Annotated in this window: 20 protein-coding genes; 15 read left to right on the plus strand and 5 right to left on the minus strand. The window is 59.8% G+C overall.

Annotated elements, in window-relative coordinates:
• Positions 1 to 16 precede the first annotated feature (16 nt).
• The 7 genes from G518_RS0104320 (at position 17) to G518_RS0104355 (ending at position 9,267) form a co-directional block, all read left to right on the plus strand.
• Positions 17 to 994, plus strand: a complete 978-nt coding sequence (locus G518_RS0104320) for an ABC transporter permease (RefSeq protein WP_028601484.1) — start codon at positions 17 to 19, stop codon at positions 992 to 994.
• On the plus strand, positions 991 to 1,824 hold the full coding sequence (locus G518_RS0104325; protein ID WP_028601485.1) for an ABC transporter permease subunit: 834 nt from the start codon (positions 991 to 993) through the stop codon (positions 1,822 to 1,824). The genes G518_RS0104320 and G518_RS0104325 overlap by 4 nt, the downstream gene beginning before the upstream one ends.
• Positions 1,821 to 3,464, plus strand: coding sequence for an ABC transporter ATP-binding protein (locus G518_RS0104330; protein ID WP_028601486.1), 1,644 nt, complete (start codon positions 1,821 to 1,823; stop codon positions 3,462 to 3,464). Before G518_RS0104325 ends, G518_RS0104330 begins: the two co-directional genes overlap by 4 nt.
• 88 nt (positions 3,465 to 3,552) lie before the next feature.
• Positions 3,553 to 4,992, plus strand: coding sequence for an NAD-dependent succinate-semialdehyde dehydrogenase (locus G518_RS0104335; protein ID WP_028601487.1), 1,440 nt, complete (start codon positions 3,553 to 3,555; stop codon positions 4,990 to 4,992).
• Positions 4,993 to 5,259: 267 nt separating this feature from the next.
• Entirely contained in the window at positions 5,260 to 7,383 is a 2,124-nt protein-coding gene (locus tag G518_RS0104340; RefSeq protein ID WP_028601488.1) for an acetate--CoA ligase family protein, read from the plus strand.
• A gap of 52 nt (positions 7,384 to 7,435) precedes the next feature.
• A complete protein-coding gene (locus tag G518_RS0104345; RefSeq protein WP_028601489.1) occupies positions 7,436 to 8,173 on the plus strand; it encodes an enoyl-CoA hydratase/isomerase family protein in 738 nt (245 codons plus the stop codon).
• A 113-nt stretch (positions 8,174 to 8,286) separates the two neighbouring features.
• Positions 8,287 to 9,267, plus strand: coding sequence for an ABC transporter substrate-binding protein (locus G518_RS0104355; RefSeq protein WP_084651501.1), 981 nt, complete (start codon positions 8,287 to 8,289; stop codon positions 9,265 to 9,267).
• A gap of 44 nt (positions 9,268 to 9,311) precedes the next feature.
• Here G518_RS0104355 and G518_RS0104360 read toward each other — a convergent pair whose 3' ends face one another.
• From G518_RS0104360 to G518_RS38270, 3 genes are read right to left on the minus strand one after another with little or no spacing between them, the layout of a single operon-like run.
• The gene (locus G518_RS0104360) at positions 9,312 to 10,289 is read right to left on the minus strand and encodes a Bug family tripartite tricarboxylate transporter substrate binding protein (protein ID WP_051236024.1); all 978 of its coding nucleotides are present in this window, start codon (positions 10,287 to 10,289) and stop codon (positions 9,312 to 9,314) included.
• Between the two features lie 43 nt (positions 10,290 to 10,332).
• Positions 10,333 to 11,343: an alpha/beta hydrolase gene (locus tag G518_RS0104365; RefSeq protein WP_156909274.1), complete on the minus strand. Its 1,011-nt coding sequence runs from the start codon at positions 11,341 to 11,343 to the stop codon at positions 10,333 to 10,335.
• Between the two features lie 9 nt (positions 11,344 to 11,352).
• A complete protein-coding gene (locus G518_RS38270) occupies positions 11,353 to 11,673 on the minus strand; it encodes a hypothetical protein (RefSeq protein WP_156909275.1) in 321 nt (106 codons plus the stop codon).
• A 92-nt stretch (positions 11,674 to 11,765) separates the two neighbouring features.
• On the opposite strand from G518_RS38270, the gene G518_RS0104375 reads away from it, so the two are divergent.
• The 4 genes from G518_RS0104375 to G518_RS0104390 all read left to right on the plus strand — a co-directional run bounded on the left by G518_RS0104375 (position 11,766) and on the right by G518_RS0104390 (position 15,627).
• Positions 11,766 to 12,662, plus strand: coding sequence for a LysR family transcriptional regulator (locus G518_RS0104375; protein WP_211231671.1), 897 nt, complete (start codon positions 11,766 to 11,768; stop codon positions 12,660 to 12,662).
• Between the two features lie 179 nt (positions 12,663 to 12,841).
• Positions 12,842 to 13,822, plus strand: a complete 981-nt coding sequence (locus tag G518_RS0104380; protein ID WP_051236028.1) for an ABC transporter substrate-binding protein — start codon at positions 12,842 to 12,844, stop codon at positions 13,820 to 13,822.
• 99 nt (positions 13,823 to 13,921) lie between these two features.
• Positions 13,922 to 14,836: an ABC transporter permease gene (locus tag G518_RS0104385; protein WP_028601495.1), complete on the plus strand. Its 915-nt coding sequence runs from the start codon at positions 13,922 to 13,924 to the stop codon at positions 14,834 to 14,836.
• Entirely contained in the window at positions 14,833 to 15,627 is a 795-nt protein-coding gene (locus G518_RS0104390) for an ABC transporter ATP-binding protein (RefSeq protein ID WP_028601496.1), read from the plus strand. The genes G518_RS0104385 and G518_RS0104390 overlap by 4 nt, the downstream gene beginning before the upstream one ends.
• Positions 15,628 to 15,645: 18 nt before the next feature.
• Here G518_RS0104390 and radA read toward each other — a convergent pair whose 3' ends face one another.
• The gene (gene radA, locus G518_RS0104395) at positions 15,646 to 17,034 is read right to left on the minus strand and encodes a DNA repair protein RadA (RefSeq protein WP_028601497.1); all 1,389 of its coding nucleotides are present in this window, start codon (positions 17,032 to 17,034) and stop codon (positions 15,646 to 15,648) included.
• Positions 17,035 to 17,243: 209 nt separating this feature from the next.
• On the opposite strand from radA, the gene G518_RS0104400 reads away from it, so the two are divergent.
• From G518_RS0104400 to aqpZ, 3 genes are all read left to right on the plus strand, one after another.
• Positions 17,244 to 18,725 carry a trypsin-like serine peptidase gene (locus G518_RS0104400; protein ID WP_028601498.1) on the plus strand — a complete coding sequence of 494 codons (1,482 nt, stop codon included), beginning with the start codon at positions 17,244 to 17,246 and terminating at the stop codon, positions 18,723 to 18,725.
• Between the two features lie 80 nt (positions 18,726 to 18,805).
• The gene (gene ruvB, locus G518_RS0104405; protein ID WP_028601499.1) at positions 18,806 to 19,879 is read left to right on the plus strand and encodes a Holliday junction branch migration DNA helicase RuvB; all 1,074 of its coding nucleotides are present in this window, start codon (positions 18,806 to 18,808) and stop codon (positions 19,877 to 19,879) included.
• 356 nt (positions 19,880 to 20,235) lie between these two features.
• On the plus strand, positions 20,236 to 20,922 hold the full coding sequence (gene aqpZ, locus G518_RS0104410; protein ID WP_028601500.1) for an aquaporin Z: 687 nt from the start codon (positions 20,236 to 20,238) through the stop codon (positions 20,920 to 20,922).
• Between the two features lie 127 nt (positions 20,923 to 21,049).
• On the opposite strand, the gene G518_RS0104415 is transcribed toward aqpZ, so the two are convergent.
• Positions 21,050 to 21,592, minus strand: coding sequence for a carboxymuconolactone decarboxylase family protein (locus G518_RS0104415; RefSeq protein ID WP_028601501.1), 543 nt, complete (start codon positions 21,590 to 21,592; stop codon positions 21,050 to 21,052).
• A gap of 53 nt (positions 21,593 to 21,645) precedes the next feature.
• On the opposite strand from G518_RS0104415, the gene dapF reads away from it, so the two are divergent.
• A complete protein-coding gene (dapF, locus tag G518_RS0104420) occupies positions 21,646 to 22,512 on the plus strand; it encodes a diaminopimelate epimerase (protein ID WP_028601502.1) in 867 nt (288 codons plus the stop codon).
• Positions 22,513 to 22,522 lie beyond the last annotated feature (10 nt).

The raw sequence follows: 22,522 nt of genomic DNA on the forward strand, positions 1-22,522 counted from the left end.
AGAGTAGAGGGATCACATGGACCGGCTTCTATTTTTCGGGCGGCGCTGCTTCAAGGCAGTGCTCGTCATCCTCTGTGTGATCGCCATCAACTTCGCGCTCATCCGCGCGGCACCCGGCGATCCGGCCACTATCTTGGCCGGCGAAGCCGGAGCGGTTGATGCCGGTTTCGTGGAGAGGATTCGCCAGGACTACGGGCTGGATAAGCCGGTTCCCGTGCAACTGCTGACATACATGAAGCAGTTGCTCAGTTTCGAGTTGGGAAATTCCTATCGTGAGAACAGGCCCGTCAAAGAGATCGTGCTGGAAAAACTTCCGGCCACACTGCTGCTCACACTGAGCGCGTTCCTTTTCTCTGTCGCCGTAGGGGTGAGTCTGGGTATCGCGGCGGCGAGAAGGGCGGGTACCTGGTTTGACACCTTCATCACCGCGGGCTCTCTCGTGTTCTTCGCCATGCCTCTTTTCTGGATCGGCCTGCTGGCCATCGTGTTGTTCTCAATGAAGCTGGGCTGGTTCCCACCCTATGGCATGAGTAGCGTGGGTGCCGACCTCACGGGCTGGGCGGCCATTCTTGATGTGGCACACCATTTGGTCATGCCGGCCGTGACCCTGGGGCTGTTCTATGTCGCTATCTACACCCGGGTGACACGCGCCGCCGCCCTTGAAGTGATGGACCAGGACTTTGTGAAAACCGCCAGAGCCAAAGGTGTTCCCGAAGGGCGCGTGTGGCGAAGCCACATTCTTAGAAACTCGGTGCTGCCGGTCATCACATTCATTTCGCTTCAAGCGGGGCACATCCTCGGCGGCTCCGTGTTGATCGAGACCGTCTTTGCTTGGCCTGGCATCGGAAGATTGGCTTTCGACGCGCTCTTCCAGCGTGACTACAACCTGCTGCTGGCTGTGTTCTTCGTCAGCTCGGTGATGGTCGTGATCTTCAACCTGATTGCCGACATGCTTTACAGCTTGGCGGATCCGCGCATCGAGCTCCAAACATGAAGGATCTGCTTTCCCGATTGCTGCGTCAGCCTGCCGGCATTGCTGGCGCCACGATGCTGGCTTTCATCTTGTTGGTGGCCGTTGGGGCGCATTGGCTGTATCCGGGTGACCCCTGGTCCATGGTGGCCGATCCCAATCTTCCTCCCCTTAGTCCGGGCTATCCGTTTGGAACCGACATGCTTGGTCGTGATGTGGCCGCTGGCGTGGCGCATGGCGCTCGGGTGTCGCTGCTGATCGGCTTTGTGGCCACCCTGGTGGCTGTGTCGGTTGGGACTGTGCTGGGTGCCGTGGCCGGCTACCACGGTGGCTGGGTGGATGACACCATCATGCGTTTTACCGAAATTTTTCAGACCATCCCTGGTTTTCTGCTCGCTCTGCTCATGGTGGCCATTTTCGGCCCTTCGATGTATTCGATAGTAGGTGCGATTGGGGTCATTTCCTGGCCTTCCGTCGCACGATTAGTACGAGCGGAATTCCTTTCGCTGCGCACGCGTGATTTCGTCAAGGCGGCCGTGCTTGGGGGGCAATCTGATCTGCGAATCGTCTTCCGGCAGATATTGCCCAACACGCTTTCACCCATTGTGGTGGCTGCCTCGCTCATGATGGCCACGGCCATTTTGCTGGAGTCGGCCATCAGCTTCCTGGGCTTGGGAGATCGCAGCATGATTTCGTGGGGCTTCATGATCGGTGCCGGTCGTACAACCCTGCTGCAGAGCTGGTGGCTTTCCGCCATTCCAGGCGCGGCGATTTTCGTGACCGTACTGGGCTTGAACTTCTTGGGGGACGCATTGAACCATGCACTGAGCCCCAGGCGCAGGGGGCATGCATGAGCCAGGAATCCTTGCTGAGCATTCGGGCCTTAAGCGTGGCCCTGCCCCCTGGCGGTGATCGCGAGTTCGCCGTGGAAGACGTGTCCCTTGACGTATTTGCCGGGCAGACCGTGTGCGTGGTGGGGGAGTCGGGTTCCGGTAAATCGGTGATGGCCAATGCAGTGATGCGCTTGCTGCCGGAGCGAACGCTACGCGTCACAGGAGGTGAGATTGCACTGGAGGGGGTGAATCTGCTCTCACTGGATGCCGAGTTACTTCGCCGCATGCGCGGCGCGCGCATGGGCATGATCTTTCAGGAGCCCATGACGGCGCTCAACCCTGTGATGACCGTCGGCAATCAGATTGATGAAGTGCTCATGGTGCACGGCCAGCAGGATGCGAAGCTGCGCGAGCGCCGAGTCATTGAGCTGATGACGGAGATGAATCTCCCAACGCCTGAAACGCTACGCCACCGGTACCCATTTCAGCTCTCCGGAGGGCAGAGGCAACGCGTCGTGATCGCCATTGCCATGGCCTTGGAGCCTCGTCTGCTGATCGCTGACGAACCCACTACCGCGCTGGATGTCACCACGCAGGCCCAGATCCTCGCACTTATTAAGCGGCTGCAGGCTACACATGGAATAGGGGTTCTGTTTATCACCCACGATTTCGGGGTGGTCGCTGACATCGCTGATCACGTCGTTGTTATGCAGCATGGCAAGGTGGTTGAAAGCGGTGAGACGAAACAGGTGCTGAGGCAGCCTGTCCATCCTTACACCCGGCGGCTCATTGACGCGGTTCCACGCATGCGGGACGCCGCTGGTGAAGAAAAAATCTCCGCACCTCTTCTGAGAATTGATCATGTCAGCAAGAGTTACCGAGCGCGGGGCCTTGGACTCTTCGGAGGCAAGTCCCGCACGCTGGCGCTTGACGACGTGAGCCTTGAAATTGGAGAAGGCGAGACCGTGGGCTTGATTGGTGAATCAGGTTCAGGCAAGACCACGCTGGGTCAGTGCGTGATGCGCCTGCTGGATGTGGACAGCGGCCAAATCCTGTTTCAAGGCCAGCCTGTGCACGACTGGCGCGGGCGGCAGCTCAAGGCGCTGCGTCCGCAGATACAGATGATCTTTCAGGATCCTTTTGCCTCCCTGAATCCTCGGCACAAGGTGGGGCGGATCGTGACGGAGAACGCCATATTGTGCGGCGTGGAAAAGTCCGAAGCCGAGCGTCGTATGCGCGACGTGCTCAAGGTGGTGGGATTGGATGAAAGCGTCGTGAACCGCTACCCGCATGAATTTAGCGGCGGGCAGCGGCAGCGTATTGGCATTGCTCGAGCGCTGGTGATGCAGCCGCGCCTGATCGTTGCCGACGAAGCGGTGTCGGCGCTCGATGTGTCTGTGCAGCAGCAGGTGCTTGGCCTGCTGCGGGAGGTGCGTGATCGTTTGGGGCTGGCGATGCTTTTCATCACCCATGATCTCAGGGTGGCAAGCCAGATCTGCGACCGGATTGCCGTGATGCACAAAGGCCGGATTGTGGAGACCGGCACCGTGCAGGCCATTTCCCACGCGCCTGAACATCCCTATACCCGCAGCTTGTTCGCGGCCATGCCTGGGCAGGCCTGGGAGCGCGATATCGACGAGGCAGAGCGCTTGCTTGCCTAAGGTGTAAGGTGCGTTCAAAGACGGATTTTCAGACCGCCTTCACTAATTCTTGACCGAACCGATTCAGACATTTTTCAAGGAGTTTTCCATGACCAACGCCTACGAGAAACTGGCGCTCTACATCGACGGTGAGTTCTGTGAAGGTGAGGGCCGTGTAGAGCAGGCCGTGCTCGATCCCGCTACCGGTGAGACCCTAGGCAAGCTTCCCCACGCCACGCGGGCGGATCTCGACCGCGCGCTTGCCGCGGCACAACGCGCATTTGCGACTTGGCGCCATGTATCTCCAACCGAGCGCGGCGCCCTGTTGCGCAAGGTGGGGCAGCTCAGCCGTGATCGCTCGGCGGAGATTGGTCGCAACATTACGTTGGATCAGGGGAAGCCTCTGGCTGAAGCGGTGGGCGAAGTGCTTCGTTGCGCAGATCATTGCGACTGGCATGCAGAGGAATGCAGACGCATCTATGGCAGGGTGATTCCACCCAGGTTGCCCAACGTGCGCCAGTTCGTCTTGCGCGAGCCCATCGGCGTATGCGCTGCGTTCACGCCGTGGAACTTCCCATTCAACCAGGCCATCCGCAAGATTGCCGCCGCCATTGCGGCAGGCTGCACCATCATCTTGAAAGGCCCTGAGGATTCGCCGAGCGCCGTGGTGGCCATTGCTCGGTTGTTCCATGAAGCGGGGCTTCCTCCTGGCGTGCTTAACGTGGTCTGGGGCGTGCCTCACGAAGTGTCGGAGTACCTGATTGCTTCGCCCATCGTGCGCAAGGTTTCGTTCACAGGGTCCGTTCCTGTGGGCAAGCAGCTCGCAGCCCTGGCGGGAAGCCATATGAAGCGCATCACTATGGAGTTGGGCGGGCATTCCCCGGTGATCGTGTGTGCTGATGCGGACGTGGAGCGTGCGGCGACCATGCTGGCAGCGTTCAAATTCGCCAACGCCGGGCAGGTATGCGTCTCGCCCACGCGCTTTTATATTGAAGAGCCGGCCTATGACCGTTTCATGGCTCGGTTCATTGAGCTGAGCCGCGGAATCAAGGTGGGCGCCGGCTTGGAAAAAGATACGAAGATGGGCCCGCTTGCCCACGAACGCCGGGTATTGGCCATGAGCGAGTTCGTTGAAGATGCCAGGGCGCGTGGGGCAAACATCGAAGCAGGTGGTGACCGGATCGGAAGCTCAGGCAACTTCTTTGCACCTACCGTGATCTCTGCCGCGCCTGATGATGCCAAGATCATGCAGTTGGAGCCGTTCGGTCCCATTGCGGCTTGTGTGCCGTTCAAGGATCTGGATGATGTCATCCAGCGTGCCAACAGCCTGCCCTACGGTCTGTCGTCCTACGCTTTCACGACCAATACCCGCAATTCGCTCCGAATCCAGAATGGCATCGAAGCAGGGATGGTCAACATCAACCACTTCGGACAAGCTTTGCCGGAGGCCCCCTTCGGTGGTGTCAAAGACAGCGGCATCGGTAGCGAAGGCGGCACTGAAACCTTCGATGGCTATCTTGTGACCAAGTTCGTCACCCAGATGGATTGACCCTGACGGCGTCGTCGCCAGCGGCCAAGCTGTTGGCAAGCGGGCGATTGGGCGCTATGGTGGCGAGTGGGACTCTGCGTCTGGCGCATATATTCGAGTGAGCCACGCGTACCGATCTGTGCAGCCTGAATTTGTGATTGGCAGGGAGAATGCGCGTGGTCTCATCTCCGTATCTGTCAACTGGCAAGTAGGGAGGGGCCAATGCACTGCCGCAGATCCGCTACCAGAGTTCTCCGTCCGTTTTCCTTTGAACCAGTTGTTTGCAACATGACCAGCCTCAAGAATCTCCTGAATCCCCGCTCTGTGGCCGTGATCGGCGCGTCTGAAGACCAGACCAAATTTGGTGGCAGGTTGTACAAGACCTTGTTGCAACATCAGTACGGCGGAGATGTTTATCCCATCAACCCGACCCGGGAGAGCCTCTTTGGCCTGAAAACCTTCCCTTCGATTGACGCCACTCCCGAGCCGCCTGATATGGTGGTTATGGCTTTGCCGCGTGACAAGGTCAAAGATGCGATCACCGCCTGCGCGGCACGCGGCGCCAAGGCCGGGATCATCATTACCTCCAAATTCTCGGATGAAGGTGCCGAGGGCCTGGCGCTGGAGCGTGAAGTGGTGGCCGCCGCGCAAGCGCATGGGATGCGCCTGATCGGCCCCAATTGCCTCGGCCTCATCAGCCCCACCAACAAGCTGGTGTTGTGCTCATCTCCTGCGCTCAACGTGCCCAGCCTGATAGAAGCGCCCATTGGCTTCATCAGCCAGAGTGGCGCCCTCATGGGCACACTCTTCGACCGTTCCTATGGCATGGGAATAGGCTTTTCGCACTGCGTCTCAGTAGGCAACCAGGCTGACCTTGAGCTCTGTGATTTCATCGAGTTCCTCATAGAGGACGAGAGCACACAGGTGATCTGCAGCTACGTAGAGGGCATCAAATCACCTCAGCGCTTCGTTGACCTGGCGCGGCGTGCACGTGCCGCCGGAAAACCCTGGCTGATGGTCAAGGCCGGCGCCAGCGATGACGGCCGCCGCGCCGCCTACTCTTACACAGCCAGCCTCGCTGGGGATTTCGCTGCGCTCAAGGCCATCTGCGCGCGCGAGAACGTGATCATGATGGATGATCCCCTGAACATGCTCAGCCTGGCCCGTGCCATGGTGCGCTACCCCAAGCGCCGCGTGCGAGAGGTGGCTGTGCTCACCACGTCAGGCGGCGGCGGCGCGATCTCGGCCGATCAGCTTTCACAGAGCGGCATTGGTCTGGCGCGTTTTCATGAAGACACGCTTGCAGCCTTGGCGGAACACTATTCGGAAGGCCAGGCTACCAATCCCGTGGATATTGGTGGGCGCAAGGCTGATGCCACGCCCAAGCTGGGCATGTTGACATCTGAGATTGCCATGGCTGATTCCGCCACCGATCTGGCGCTGATGGTGCTTACCACGGCGCCGGACGTACCCGGCTTCACTCGTCAACTGGCCGATGGGGCTGAGCAACCTGCCGCAGGCGGCAAGCCTACGCTCTACGTCATGCTCCCAGGCCGAGTTGCAGAGCCCGCGCGTCAGATGCTGGTGGAGCGAGGCTTACCCTATGTGGACACTTTGGCCGAGGCAACGGCCATGTTGCGTGGATGGAAGGCTTGGTCGATTTACGAGGAGCCCAATGCTCCGTACCGGCCCGCTGGCATGGAAACCATGGCAATCCCCGCGGAGGGTACTCTGGGTGAAGCCGCCTCCAAATCATTGTTGGGTTGTGCAGGTATCCCGGTGAATCTTGAGCGCTTGGTGAAGAGCGCGGATGAAGCTGTTGCCGCCGCCAATGAGCTGGGATATCCGCTAGTGCTAAAGATCGTCTCGCCCGATATCGCGCACAAATCTGATGTGGGCGGTGTGGCGCTGAATATCACCGACGCAGACGATTTGCGCAGCCGGGTGGCGGTGATGCAGGCTCGTGTGGCCAAGGAGGCTCCTCAGGCTCGCGTTGAAGGATATTCGCTTCAAAAACAGGAAAGCGGCGAGTTGGAGCTGATCGTCGGCGCGCGGCGCGATCCGCAGTTTGGCGCTCAGATCGTGGTTGGTGCTGGTGGCGTGCTGGTGGAATTGCTAGAAGATGTGGCGGTCATTCCAGCGCCTGTTGATGCGGAAAGCGCGCGACGTGCTGTGCAGGGTCTCAAGATTGCGCGCCTGCTCGGCGCTTACCGCGGCAGAGGCGCGTTGGATGTGGACGCGGTGGTGGATGCCATCGTACGCCTCAGTTGGCTGGCGCATGATCTGGAAGGCACCGCGAATGACGGCAACGCCGAGCGGGAGTTCGAGATTGAAGTCAATCCTCTCAAGGTCCGGCTGGCTGGCCAAGGCGTGGTCGCGGTAGATGCGCGTGCGCGCATTGGCAGCGCTTGAGCAGCGCACGCCTTTCAAATTTTTTTCTCAACCCCCTATTCAGGAGATGCGTATGTCGGAAGTCATCATCGAGCAGCACGGAAAAGTCACTCTGTTCACTATCAACCGCCCGGAGCGAAAAAACGCCATTTGCAAGGAAACGGCGCTGCAGTTGCAGGCCGGGTTTGCCGAATTTGATGCCTCGGAGCAGCGGGTAGCCGTCATCACAGGCGCTGGAAATGATGCCTTTTCCTCTGGCGCGGATGTGACCAACCTGCCTGAGCTATGGCGCTGCATCCCTGGTTCCGGCTTCACCACCGATAAACCCATTATTGCGGCCACTGCGGGTTGGGTGGTGGGAGGTGCCTTGGTACTGACCATGATGTGCGATCTCATCGTCGCCGCTGAGAACACCCGCTTTTCATATCCTGAGGCCAGGCTGGGCTTTACCGGCGGCATGATTGCTGGCCTGGCAGCCCGCATTCCGCACAAGGCCGCCATGGATCTGATGCTGCTGGGTCGCCCCATGAGCGCTGAGCGCGCTTACAGCGTTGGCCTGGCCAGCGATGTGGTGGAAACCGGCAAGCAGCTTGAAGTCGCCATGGAGCAGGCGCAAACCATGGCGAACTCCGCACCGCTGGTACTTGCCACCATCAAGCGGTTCGTCAACCAGAATGTGCTGCCAAAAAGCCCTTCTGAGATCATGTCCGAGACCATGCGCCAGCTGGAAGTGGTGCGTGAGAGTGCCGATACCCGGGAAGGTATGGCGGCCTTCCGGGAAAAGCGCGTACCCAACTACACGGGTCGGTAATCAAGGTAGGGCGTGTTCAGGGAGAAGGCTTAGCTGAAGTTTTTCAGCGTGGCCTTGCACCTTGGCGGGGTATGCGAACATCGCGCCTTTTCATACGGAAAGAACGCGTGTTGATGCCTCGTTTCGAATTTCGGCGTTTGGCCGTCAGTTTGCTTGCCGCACTGGTTTCTCTGGGCGCGGCGCCCCTTGTCCAGGCGCAACCGGTCAAGGTCGTTGGCGTGGTGGCCATCGTGGACCATCCGGCCCTCAACTCGATACGCAAGGGTGTGGAAGACGAGCTGAAGGCGCTTGGCTGGGAAAACGGCAAGAACTTGCGGCTTCTCTACCAAAGTGCGCAAGGCAGTACCGCAACTGCCGGGCAAATTGCACGCAAGTTCTCAGGGGACAAGGTCGATGTGATCGTCGCTATTGCCACGCCCAGTGCGCAAGCCGCTGCTGCGGCGACCAAGACCATTCCCGTGGTGTTCTCGGCTGTCACAGACCCGATTGCCGCCAAGTTGGTTAAAGACTGGAAACCCTCGGGCACCAATGTCACAGGCGTTTCTGATCATCTGCCGCTGGCGGCGCAAGTGGACCTGCTCCTCAAAGTGAAACCAGGAGCCAAACGCGTGGGCTACGTGTACAGCCCGGGCGAGGCCAACGCCACCTCCATGCTGAAGGAGCTGAAAGCAGAACTGGCTAAAAGAGGTATGAGCGTGGTTGAGGCCGCGGCGCCGCGCACGGTAGATATTCCCTCAGCTGCCAAGAGTCTGGTGGGGAAGGCAGATGTCATCTACACCACGACAGACAACAATGTCGTTTCAGCATATGAGTCTATGGTGCGCGTCGCCATGGAAGCCAAGCTGCCGCTGGTGGCGGCCGATGTTGATTCAGTCAAGCGCGGCGCTGTGGCTGCTCTGGGCATGCACAACCACGAAATGGGCAGGCAGGCCGGCAAAATCGTGGATCGAATTCTGCGGGGTACCCCGCCGGGCACCATTGCGCCGGAGATCAGTAAAGGGGTGTCGCTGGCGTTGAACCCTCGGGCAGCTGAGAAGCAAGGTGTCAAGCTGTCCGAGGCGTTACTGAAGGAGGCCGCCGAGATTGTGAAATGAGGTGCGCAAGGAGCCCCGACCGGTTGAGTTCTTGCCGGTATTTCCTATTCAGGCTGAATGCCCGCCTGCTGCATCAACCGCGTCCACTTCGTTAGTTCGCTGCGACTGAAGTCGGCCAGTTCCTGAGGGGTGCTGGTCATTGGTTGTAAGCCTAAGACGCCCAGCCGCTCCTGCATTGCCGGACTGCTGACTGCAATGCTTATCTCGCGGTTGAGACGTTCGATCACAGATCCAGGGGTGCCTGCTGGCGCGTACATGGCATACCATGCGAGCAACTCAAAGCCTTTGAGCGTCTGCGCGATGGGTGGTACTTCAGGTAGCACGGGCGAAGGTGTGGCGCTGCTCACGCCGAGCGCGCGTAACTTGCCACCTTTGACCTGGGGTGTTCCGGTAGCCATGTCTGTGAACATCATGTCGACCTGCCCCGCGACGACGTCGTTAAGACCGAGTGGAATTGATTTGTACGGCACGTGCAGCATATCGATGCCCGCCATGCTTGTCAGCATGGCGCCTGGCACCAAGGTCCCAGCGCTGCCAGAAGCGTAGCTCAGCTTGCCAGGCCGCGCCTTGGCCAGCGCGATCAGTTCCGGCAGTGTTTTTGCCTGTACCGCGGGGTTGACCACCAGCATGGCTGGCGTGTTGGCGATACGGCCGATTGGCGCGAAATCCTTGATGGGGTCGTAGCTGAGCTTCTTCATCAGGCCCGGTGCGGCAGCCTGTGTGGTGTTCGTGGTCACGAACAGGGTGTAGCCGTCGGGTGCCGAGCGAGCTGCCGCAACCGCTCCGATGGTGCCGTTGGCACCCGCTCGGTTGTCTATCACCACGGGTTGGCCGAGTGCGCGGGTTATATGATCGCCTATCAGGCGTGCCACGATATCGTTACCGCTGCCTGGACCAAACGGCACGATGATGCGCAGCGGACGTGAGGGCCAGCTGGCATCCTGAGCAAAGGCCGGCATGGCGATCAAGGCAGGTGTAGCGGCGGCACAGGCGGCGGCTTGAAGAAATTGACGTCGGGTCATTTGGTTATGTCTCCTGAAGAGTAGCAAAGCGTGAAAAGAGCAATCAGTTGGCGGCCACTGCCGGTGCGATGGTGTCGAGCCAGCGCAAGATGCGAGCGGCGACCGCGTCAGAGTTGAGGTCCATCATCGGAAAGTGCGAGTTGCCTCGAAGACCTTCACTGGGCAAGTCGCATACGTCTGCACGCGCACCGGCCGCCTTGAGCGCCATGGCGTGGGCATCCACGTTGGCGCGATAGCGCTGCCAGACAGCATGCTCTGCGATGTGGTCCCCCCATACGTACAAGTGGGCTGGCAGCGCGGCCATGCCTTGGTGGTCGGCGGCTCCCGGCGCACCGGACGGCTCCACCACGATGACACCCAACACGGCGTTCGGTCGGCGGCGTACCGCCTCCAGGGCGAAGCCGCCGCCCTGGCTGTGGCCCAGCACGATGCACGGTCCCACCTGCTGCAGCAACGCATCGTAGGCATCCAGCGTCTGCGCCTCGTGGTCGGTCCAGCGGGGCACCCATTGAGCGGCAAAAGTGTTGAAAGCAGTCACCGGAAACTGTTGATCCGCATACGCCTGCCGGCTTTCTTGCTCGGTCGCGTAGCCTGCGCGCGGGCCGATGCGGAACATGTCCCAGCCTTCATCAAGGGTGCGGTGCAAAGGGGCGTCGGCATAGATCTCGGGCCAGCGTGACCAGCCCGCGCGGCCACGCTCGACTGCATCGCTCACATACACATCAAAGCCTGCCCGCAAGAAGAACGTAAGCCAGCCAGGGCGGCCATCTGGTGTCGTTTCCCAATTGGCGCCGGTCATGCCGCCTCCATGCCAGAGCAGAAGCGGCACGCGCCGCGTGGGATGTGCCTGCAGGTAGGCCTGCACATACATCTGGCCGCTGATCTGGTCTCCATTGGGATCTACGCCGCGTGTGGGCCCGTTCCGGGCCAAACGACGCTGTTCAACCGGCAATCCTTGCAGCGTGCGCACAGTGCCCCCAACGAAGAAGCTGCGGATCTCACGCAAGCACAGGGGCGCAGGTTGGTTGGAAGTGTCTAGATCGATTTCGCTCATCGCCAGGCCTCAGTTGCGTGCGGACAGCCCGACCACATCCACGGAGAAACACCGGATGCGGGCCGTTTGACCGAGGTGCTTCAATAGCGAAGCTTCCGCGCCGTCCATGAAGCTCGTCAGTGCATCGGCATCTCGATAGGGCTGGGCGCGGTAGTGCATTTCAAGCAGAGCCGGTGCGCCACGGGCCATGACGGCGGGCACAAAGACGATCTGAATCGCCGTAGGCTGCGCGCGCAACACATCAAGACAAAGCCTCTCTAGATCAGCTCCGACGGTCTCGACCTGATCGGACGTTATGGACGCCGCGCTAAAAACTTTGATGACAGGCATGAAAAAAACTGGCAAGAAGGGAATGGCGCATTCTTGGCGGTAGCTTACATTCTGTAAATTGCTCAATTTTCAAGATTTAATGCATGGCAATCATGAATTACCGCGTCGATGACCTGAGGGCATTGGCGGCCTTGCATGCCACGGGAAGTTTCGTGCGGGCGGCAGAGCGTTTGCACATCACCCAGTCGGCTCTGAGCCGGCGCATTTCGCAGTTGGAGGCGGTGATTGGGGGCAGTCTGGTTCAGCGCACCACCCGCCGTGTTGCGCTGACATCACTCGGGCTCGAGCTGATTCGCAAGACCGCTCTATTGCTCGATCAACTGGACGATGCCGTCGTAGAGGCCGGACGTTGTGCACGAGGTGAATCCGGTCGTATTGACGTGGCTTGTCTCACCACGGTGGCCTATTCGCTGCTGCCACCAGTATTGGATGCCTTCAGAAAACGCTACCCGCACGTGCGCCTGCATCTGCGCGACGACACTGGCCAGCGCGTGGCTCAGGCTGTGCTCGCGCGCGAAGCGGAGTTCGGCATTGGCGTGCTGGGTCACCCGTCAACCGAGCTTTACGCTGAGCACTGTGTTGACGATCCCTACGTGATCGCCTTCCGCGCCGGTCACGCGCTCCAAAAGCGCAAGCGCGTAGCCTGGACGGACCTCCAGGCTTGGCGCGTGGTGGCGCTTCGTTCGACCAGCGCCAACCGCCAGCAGATCGATGAGGCGCTGGCAGCCGAGGGCATTGCGTCGCCCTGGTTCGATGAGGTGGAGCATTTGTCGTCCATGCTGGGCCTGCTGCGGGGCGGCGTGGGTATTGGCGTACTGCCTCATCTGGCCTTGCATTCGGGCGCGGCGGTTGACTTGTTGTCGCGCCCGCTGCACTCGCCCGATATCGTCCGGCGCATCGGGCTGTTCAGGCGGCAGGACACCCAATTGAGCCAACCGGCTGCCGTGCTTTGGGACATGCTGCGTGAGCACATGGCGCGTTACTCCTGAACTATCCTCAAGCAGGCTCGCTTGACGAAGCGAGCGGGCCTTGAGCCGATCAGGGCTTGCGAACCGCGTGATAGCGTCCGAAACCGGCTATTAGGTTTTGTATGAATGGATTTGGCCAAGGATTGTGCGAACATTACGCATTCCTTCATGGTTTTTGAACAAAGAAAGATTGCACGATCATGACCAATTTTTTCGCTCGTCGATTCGCGGTGGGCACCATAGCTGCCGTCGCCGCACTGTTGCTTGCTCCTGGCGTACAAGCGCAGGCAATGAAAACGGTCGGCGTGACCGCCATCGTTGATCACCCGGCGCTCGATGCTGCGCGCAAGGGCGTCCAGGACGAACTGAAAGCGCTGGGTTGGGAAGAGGGTAAGAACCTCAAGCTCAGCTATCAAAGCGCGCAGGGCAATTCCGCCACCGCCGGCCAGATCGCACGCAAGTTCGCTGGCGACAAGGTGGACGTCATCGTCGCTGTGGCTACGCCCAGCGCGCAAGCCGCTGTGGCAGCCACCAAAACCATCCCCGTGGTTTTCACCGCCGTGACGGATCCCGTGGCGGCTAAGCTGGTCAAGAGTTGGCAGCCTTCGGGCACCAATGTCACTGGCGCGTCTGATGCCCTGCCGCTGGCAGCGCAGATCGATTTGCTTCTGAAGGTGAAGCCGGGCGCCAAGCGCGTGGGCTATGTCTATAGCCCAGGGGAAGTTAATTCCACCATCGTTCTGAAAGAACTGAAGACTGAACTGACCAAGAGAGGCATGACTGTGGTGGAGGCGGCAGCGCCACGCACAGTAGACATTCCTTCCGCAGCCAAGAGCCTGGTCGGCAAGGTGGATGTGATCTACACCACGACCGATAACAACGTGGTTTCTGCATACGAGTCTATGGTTCGTGTGGCGGAAGAGGCGGATATCCCACTCGTGGCGGCAGACACAGATTCAGTCAAACGAGGTGCTGTGGCGGCGCTGGGTATGAGCTATTACGACCTGGGCCGGCAGACTGGCAAGATCGTTGATCGCATCCTCAAAGGGGCCAAAGCTGGCAGCATTGCGCCTGAAGTCGGTACCAAAATGTCACTGGTGGTTAATCCCGGTGCGGCGGAGAAGCAAGGCGTCAAGTTGCCGGAAGCCTTGATCAAGGAAGCCGCAGAAGTCGTGAAATGAATTCATGAGTCTGTATGAACACGCTCCAAGGGTGAAATAACATCTCGTTTCGTTACCGGCGCCTTCATGGCGCCGGTGCCGTTCTAAAGGACCGATCCCATGTCGATGCTCTCATTCATGGGCGCGCTGGAAATTGGACTCATCTTCGCGCTGGTGGCGCTGGGGGTGTGGATCTCATTTCGCGTGCTCGATTTCCCTGATCTCACCGCAGATGGCAGCTTCCCTCTGGGGGGCGCGGTGGCTGCGGTGCTCATTGTGTCAGGTTGCAACCCGTGGCTGGCCTGCGTAGCAGCCATGTTGGCCGGTGCCGCGGCTGGGTTCGTCACTGGCTGGCTCAATGTGCGCTTGGGGATTTTGCAACTGCTCGCGTCGATCCTGACCATGATCGCGCTGTATTCCATCAACCTGCGCATCATGGGGGCGCCCAACGTGCCGCTGCTGGGTGAGCCCACCGTATTCAGCCACTTTGTGGGTGAAACCGATGCCTATTGGGTGCAGCCTTTGGTGCTCGCGGGGATTGTGTTGGTGGTCAAGCTCCTGCTCGACTGGTTCTTCGCCTCGCAAATGGGCTTGGCCCTGAGGGCCACGGGTGCGAATCCTCGCATGGCGCGCGCGCAAGGTGTTTCCACAGGGCGCGTAGTTCTGGGAGGCATGGCCTTGTCCAACGGATTGATCGCGCTGGGCGGCGCGCTCTACGTCCAAACACAGGGCGGCGCGGATGTTTCCATGGGCCTGGGCACTATTGTCATCGGTCTGGCCGCGGTCATTATTGGTGAGACGCTGATACCGAGCCGCACGCTCTTCATCATCACCTTGGCCACGATAGTGGGCGCGGTGTTGTACCGCCTGTTCATTGCACTGGCTCTCGAAGCTGATTTCATAGGCTTGAAGGCGCAGGATCTGAACTTGATCACTGCACTGCTGGTGGCGCTTGCGCTGGTGTTGCCGCGCTTGAAGGCCAAATGGCGTAAGCCCGTCAAAGCGGCCAAATCTGCTGGAGGGGGTCAACCATGATGCAACTGCGCAGTTTGTACAAAACGTTCAACCCCGGAACGCCGATTGAGAACCCCGCGCTTCGTGGTGTAGAGCTAAACGTCTCCGCCGGGGAGTTCGTCACCGTCATCGGATCCAATGGTTCAGGAAAATCGACCACGCTGAATGCCATCAGCGGAGATCTTCTGGTTGATGATGGCCAGATCATCATCGACGGCCGAGATGTCACGCGCCTTAACTCCTGGGAGCGAGCCAGCTTGGTCGCACGCGTATTCCAGGACCCCATGGCAGGTACCTGCGAGGCCCTCAGCATTGAGGAAAACCTGGCACTGGCCTGGCAACGTGGTCAGCGCCGAGGCTTCGGCCGTGCGGTGCGGGCTGAGTTGCGCGGGCTGTTTCGCGAGAAGCTGGCCCAGCTGAATCTTGGGCTGGAAAACCGCCTTGGCGATCGCATGGGCCTGCTCTCTGGCGGTCAGCGGCAAGCTGTAAGCCTGCTGATGGCGGCGCTGCAACCTTCCCGCATTCTGTTGCTGGATGAACATACTGCCGCACTTGATCCCAAGACAGCCGCCTTCGTGCTCCAGCTGACCGATCGAATCGTCAATGAAAATAAGCTTACCGCGTTGATGGTCACCCATTCCATGCGGCAGGCGCTAGACCATGGAACACGCACCGTCATGCTGCATCAGGGGGAGGTCGTGCTCGATGTAGCAGGTGAAGAACGTGCCCGCATGGATGTGCCTGACCTGCTCGCAATGTTTGAGCGTACGCGTGGCGAAAAAGTGAGCGACGACGCGCTGCTGCTGGGCTAAGCCGTAAGGAAAACGGCCTCAGTCCAGGCCGCGCACCAGTGCCATAGCTTCATCCACCCGTTCCACGGCGTGGATGGTGAGGCCCTCGAAGGATTTGTCCGCTTTCTTGGGCGCATTGGCTTTTGGCACGATCGCTACTGAGAAGCCAAGCTTCGCGGCCTCTTTCAGTCGCTCCTGCCCACGCGGCGCTGGGCGCACTTCACCCGCCAGGCCAACTTCCCCGAAGGCAATGAAGCCTTTAGGTAGCGGTTTTCCTCGCAAGCTGCTGGTGATGGCCAACATCACTGCCAGATCGGCCGCAGGCTCGCTGATTCGCACGCCCCCCACCGCGTTGACGAAAACGTCCTGATCTCCGGTAGCGACACCGGCGTGTTGATGCAGTACGGCCAGCAGCATGGCCAGCCGGTCGCGTTCCAAACCTACTGACAGGCGGCGCGGGCTGGGCCCCCCGGAATCCACCAAAGCCTGGATTTCAACGAGCATCGGCCTCGTGCCTTCCAGCGTGACCAGCACGCAACTGCCGGGCACAGGGTGGGGGTGCTGGCTCAGGAAAATCGCACTTGGGTTGCTGACGCCCTTCAAACCCCGCTCGGTCATGGCGAAGACACCGATCTCGTTGACCGCGCCAAACCGATTCTTGATAGCGCGAACCAGGCGATAGCTCGAATGGGTGTCACCTTCGAAATACAGCACCGTATCCACCATGTGCTCCAGCACGCGGGGCCCGGCCAGTTGGCCATCCTTGGTGACATGGCCGACCAGCACGATGGCGCAACCGCTCGATTTGGCGTACCGAGTCAGGTGGGCTGCGCACTCGCGTACTTGGGCCACGCTGCCCGGTGCACTGGTCAGTTGGTCGCTGTAAACGGTTTGTATGGAGTCGATTACAGCGACGGCTGGTTGCCGGCTGGAGAGCGTTGCAAGAATTTTCTCCAGCTGAATCTCCGCCAGCACATTGACCTGGGAGCCCAAAATGCCGAGCCGCCTGGCGCGCAAGGCTACTTGCGCGCCGCTTTCCTCCCCGGTCACATACAGCGTATTCAGCTGCGAGCGTTGCAAGGTGTCCAGTGCTTGCAACAGCAGAGTTGATTTGCCAATGCCCGGATCACCACCTATCAGCACCACGCCGCCTTCAACGATGCCGCCTCCCAGAACCCGGTCAAGCTCGCCCTGTCCGGTGGGGGTCCGCGCCACCTCCACCGCTTCAATGGCAGCCAGCGCACGTACTTCGCTGCTGGGTGCCAGTGCAGAAAATGCAGTACCCAGGCGATTTTTCCCAGAGGAAGGGGCTTCGGCCACTGACTCGATGAGTGAATTCCATGCCCCGCAGGAGGGGCATTTCCCTAACCAGCGTGCGCTGGTAGCGCCGCATTCATTGCAGGTATAGATGCTTTTTTCTTTTGCCATGTCCCGATCGTACTGGTGCATTCAGGCATCGTGGAAAATGTGGCATGAGATTGAACCGTTAAAGCGGCGTTAGACTGCTTATGACCTTCACAAGGCCAGTATGAACATGCCCGTTATGAATTGCATCGATCATCACCATGCTGGTGAGGCTGTAGCGTGCTGAACGTCCCCATTTTTTTTGTATTGAGAACCCAGTCTGGAGAAACCCGATGATGAAGCTTCATATTTTGTGGGCGCTTGTCGCGGCCGCCGCTTTGGCCTCCTGCGGCGGCTCCGATAGTTCTCCTGCGCCCACGCCGGCACCCACTCCTACACCGGCACCCGCGCCTACCCCTATAGCCAGTGACCGCATCGAACCTCTGGACACCGCTCTTCGGCCGAGCAGTGCAGTGCTCAAGGTTGCGAGTGGGGCGACTAAGAATTATCCGGCTGGAGCTCCCGTTCCGCGGGTCACCTTGGGGGCCTTGGTCGCAGGAAAATCCCTCATCCAGGCGGGTAATGGGACGGCTTTGAAAATCGGTGAAGGCCGTGCCATTCCCGCTACCGCCAGTGCACAGGATCTGGCTTCGCTGCTAAGCTGGAACCCAACTGCCGACGGTGGAAAGGTTGCTGCCGTCGCGTTTTCGGCCGAGGGTGCCCGGGCGATCCGATTAGCTGTGCTCGCCGAAGACGTGCCCGAGGGCACCGTGCTGCGCTTTTATGGCGCGGAGGGCGATGAAGTCGTGGAAATGAACACGACCCAAATCGCCGATCTTCGGGCTGCGAACATGATGGGGGGCGTTACTGGTGATGCAGCGCGCATGGTTTGGGGGCCTGACACCACCGGTGCGGTCAGCACGCTGGAGGTGCAGCTACCTGCCAACGTAGATCCTGGCCGCCTTCGCCTCGCCGTGCCACATCTGTCGCACCTGACAACGACTGTGGAGGAGAGCGTGATGCAACCGAAGACCGTCGCCAGCATCGGCGATGCCGCAAGTTGTCACCTGGATGTCATGTGCAGACCCGATCTGGAGGCAGAAAGCCGCTCGCTCGCAAAAATCATGTTCTCTACTAGCGCCGGTACTTTTATGTGCACCGGCGCGCTGCTGAACGATGCCGCCAGCAGCCGAACACCGTATTTCCTGACAGCCTCCCATTGCATAGGCACCCAGGACGTTGCCTCCACGCTAGTTGCCTATTGGTTCTTCCGTGCGGCATCTTGCAATAGCGCTCCCAGGTTGGACTCGGCCATGACGCGCACCGTGGGGGGCGCTCAGCTCTTGTTCGCGAATACGGCCATTGACAACACCTTGTTGCAACTCAATACGCGGCCGCCTGCGCGGGTTGTTTATGCCGGCTCGTATTTTGGTGCCGACGTAGGGCCTGGATTCGGTGTGACGAGCGTTCACCAACCTAGAGGTGATCTGCAGAAGTACAGCGTGGGCCAAATCATGAGCTACGCCGTGTGCACGGACAACAATTGTGCGGACACCAATGCCAACGTGGGCAGCAGGCTCCGGGTCTCCTGGCAGCAGGGTGCTACCGAGTTGGGAAGCAGTGGAGCGCCACTCTTCGCGCAGTTGAATAGCACCCGCTATGTGGTGGGAACCCTATGGGGTGGTGCATCCAGTTGCCAGAACCCTTCGGGTGCTGATTACTATGGGCGTTTCCAGAACTCCTATGCCCAGGGTATTAACAAGTGGCTCAACTAGGATCTCTAGGAGTCTGCTGATCGAATTCCCGAGATGGTCATGCGTTTTGGGGTGGTGCCAACCCGCGTCACAATCGGGTTATGAGCATCACCGTTGACGACTTCGCCTTACCACCCGAACGCACGGCACCGCGCATGGTGTCGGCCGCTGCCGCGTCTCCCAAGGAAGAGGCGTTGGAGCGTGCGTTGCGGCCCAAGCTGCTGGATGAATATGTAGGCCAGGCTAAGGCGCGCGAGCAACTGGAAATTTTCATAGGCGCTGCAAAAAAGCGCGGCGAAGCGCTGGACCATGTGCTGCTGTTCGGCCCACCAGGCCTGGGAAAAACGACGCTTTCTCACATCATTGCGCATGAACTGGGTGTCAACCTGCGTCAGACCAGCGGCCCGGTGCTGGAAAAACCTAAGGATCTGGCGGCGCTCCTCACTAATCTGGAGCGCAATGACGTCTTGTTTATTGATGAAATCCACCGCTTGAGCCCTGTGGTGGAAGAAATTCTCTACCCGGCGCTGGAGGATTTTCAAATCGACATCATGATCGGCGAAGGCCCGGCGGCGCGCTCGATCAAGCTTGATCTGCAGCCTTTTACGCTGGTTGGTGCCACCACCCGCGCTGGCATGCTTACGAACCCGCTCCGCGATCGCTTCGGTATCGTCGCCCGGCTGGAGTTCTACACGCCGGAGGAACTCACCCGTATCGTCACGCGCTCGGCTGGCCTCCTGCAAGTGGAGACAGATACAGAGGGAGCGCGTGAGATTGCCCGCCGCAGCCGGGGCACACCACGTATAGCCAATCGATTGCTGCGTCGTGTGCGCGACTATGCGGACGTCAAGGGCGATGGGCGCATCACGCATGACATCGCACACCGGGCGCTGGTCATGCTGGATGTCGACCCAATAGGACTCGATGTCATGGACCGCAAGCTCCTTGAAGCCGTGATCCACCGCTTCGATGGCGGCCCCGTGGGCCTGGACAATATCGCCGCCAGCATCGGTGAGGAGCCAGGCACGATCGAAGACGTGATTGAACCCTATTTGATCCAGCAAGGCTACCTGCAACGCACGCCGCGAGGGCGCATTGCCACGCTGGCCGCCTACCGGCACCTGGGGGTGGCGGCACCTCAGGCTGCGAGCGGTCTATTTGGCGACACTCCTTGAGTCAGAGCTGAACAAGTGCTCGCGTACCGTAGCGCGCTGGTTTCGGGTGCGCTACGGGGGCCAACGTCTGCCCGGCCTATACCCTATGCCGCGCGCGATCGCGCCCTATATAGCTGTCCTTTGCGCTCTCAAGTGCCTGGCTGGACGCTCCGGTCAAGAGCGCGCTACGTCGTGAGATTTACTCGGCGTTACCTAAAATTTATCCTGATATCTCAAGAAAAAGTTCTCAATTTTTGAGTTCAAACACAACAGTCGCGCTAGCGCTTGACTGGAGGTCCGTGTTGCAATCCACTTCCAACTCGGACTGGTGGGAATTCTCTGACCTGTCCTTCAAGCATTGCATTTGGAGGTTTCGAATGAAAAAATATCTGGCCGAGCTGATCGGGACTTTTTGGCTGGTTTTGGGCGGCTGCGGTAGTGCCGTGCTGGCCGCGGCATTTCCTGAGCTGGGTATAGGCTTTGCCGGCGTGGCGCTGGCGTTTGGCCTGACCGTGTTGACCATGGCCTTTGCCATAGGCCATATCTCTGGTTGCCACCTGAATCCAGCCGTATCCTTTGGGCTATGGGCTGGTGGCCGCTTTCCTGCCAAGGATTTGGCTCCTTACGTCATTGCGCAGGTCATAGGGGCCGTGGCGGCAGGGGCGGTGTTGTACGTGATCGCCAGCGGCCAAGCCGGCTGGCAGGCTGGCGGGTTCGCCACCAATGGCTACGACGCGCTTTCGCCGGGCAAATACTCGATGATGGCGGTGCTCGTATGTGAAGTTGTGATGACAGCCGTATTCCTGTTCGTCATCATGGGCGCCACGGACAAGCGGGCGCCAGCTGGGTTCGCTCCCATTGCCATCGGCTTGTGCCTGACGCTGATCCACCTGGTCAGCATTCCGGTGTCCAACACTTCGGTCAACCCAGCGCGTTCGACGGGTGTCGCACTCTTTGCGCAAACCGGCGCCGTGGGACAGCTGTGGCTTTTCTGGCTGGCACCCATCGTTGGCGGCATCATTGGTGCGGTGGTTTACAAGATGGTAGCCACTAACGAGGACTGAGAAGGTGTGAATGAATCCTTCAACCGGATTCATTCACAGGCTCCCGCCTCTCCCTGGGTCAACACGTTCTAGCGTCACCGCGCGCGGCTTTTACGCAGTGGTGCCTGGAGTGCATGTCCGCTCAGGTTCAGTTTTCCGGTGTCACGCCCAGTGCCACTAGAAACCTCGCCACCATGTTGTAGGTGGCGATGGCGCTGGTCAATTCCACAATTTCCGTGGTGTTGAAGTGGCTTTTCAGAGCCGCGAACAGCGCATCGTCGACCTTCACATCCAGCGTCATTTGGGCGGCATAGCTGATTACCAGTTGTTCTACAGGCCCCAGGGCCTCATCTTTGGCCTGGCGGGGGTTTTGTGCCATCACGCGCGAAAGGGCGTCTAGCTCGTCTTGTGTGCCCCCAGCCGCCAGGAAATCCGGTGCATGGTGGTGATATTCGTAGTGGGCCCCCGTCAATAGGGCGACGGTACATATACCCAACTCACGGAGTTTTCGACTGGTGGGAAGCTCGCTACGCACTGCCTTAAGGTAAACATTCCAGCCACGTGCCAGCGGTTCGCTCCACAGAAGGGCACGATCCAGATTGAGCAAGTTGCCCGCGCGGCGGGCCAGGATGGCGTTCACCAACTCTTCGGGTTGGGCCTTGAGATCTGGAGTCCAATGGGGAATGCGCATGCGAGAAGCCTTTCGAAATGAACTAACTCAGAGGATAAAGGGATAATCGCTCCATGCACATTCGCTTCACCAAGATGCAGGGCGCGGGCAACGATTTTGTCGTGCTCGACGAGACAGCTGGCCCGCTGGGGCTCACGCCTGCGCAGTATCGCTGGCTGGCGGACCGGCACTTCGGTGTGGGGGCAGACCAGATCCTCGGCGTCAGGCAGGCACCTCAGCCTGATGTGGATTTTGAGTATGTAATCCACAACAATGATGGCGGCGAAGTCGAGCATTGCGGAAATGGCGCGCGTTGCTTTGTGCGCTTTGTGCGCGGACGCGGCCTGACGGACAAGCGCACGGTGAGAGTGAAGATCCAGCGCGGCATCATTGAGCTTACCGAAAATGAAGACGGAGGCGTCACTGTGGATATGGGCGCCCCGGTGTTCGATCTTCCTTTGGTGCCGTTCAATCCTGCCGGTATGGAGCCTTTGGGTGGCGGATGGTCACTTTGGCCGGTCGTTCTTTCGCCGGCGGCCACGGTTCATCTGGCCGTACTCTCCATGGGCAACCCCCATGCCGTACAACTGGTGGATGATGTGGACACTGCTCCCGTGCTGACTCAAGGCCCCCTGATTGAGTCACACCCCGCGTTTCCCAACCGCGTCAACGCGGGCTTCATGCAGATTGAAAATCGCAGCCAGATTCGATTGCGCGTTTACGAGCGCGGTGCCGGAGAGACCTTGGCTTGCGGCACCGGCGCTTGCGCGGCGGTCGTGGCAGGCATCCGCTTGGGCCTGCTCGATCAGCGGGTGCAGGTGGCTACGCGGGGTGGTGCACTAACCATTGAGTGGGCGGGCCATGACGGCAGCCCGGTGTTGATGACCGGCCCGGCCAGCACCGTTTTTGAGGGCGAAATTGAGATTCCAGAAAGCATATGACTCCAAACGG

Source organism: Ottowia thiooxydans DSM 14619, assembly GCF_000422885.1.
Lineage (GTDB): Bacteria > Pseudomonadota > Gammaproteobacteria > Burkholderiales > Burkholderiaceae_C > Ottowia > Ottowia thiooxydans.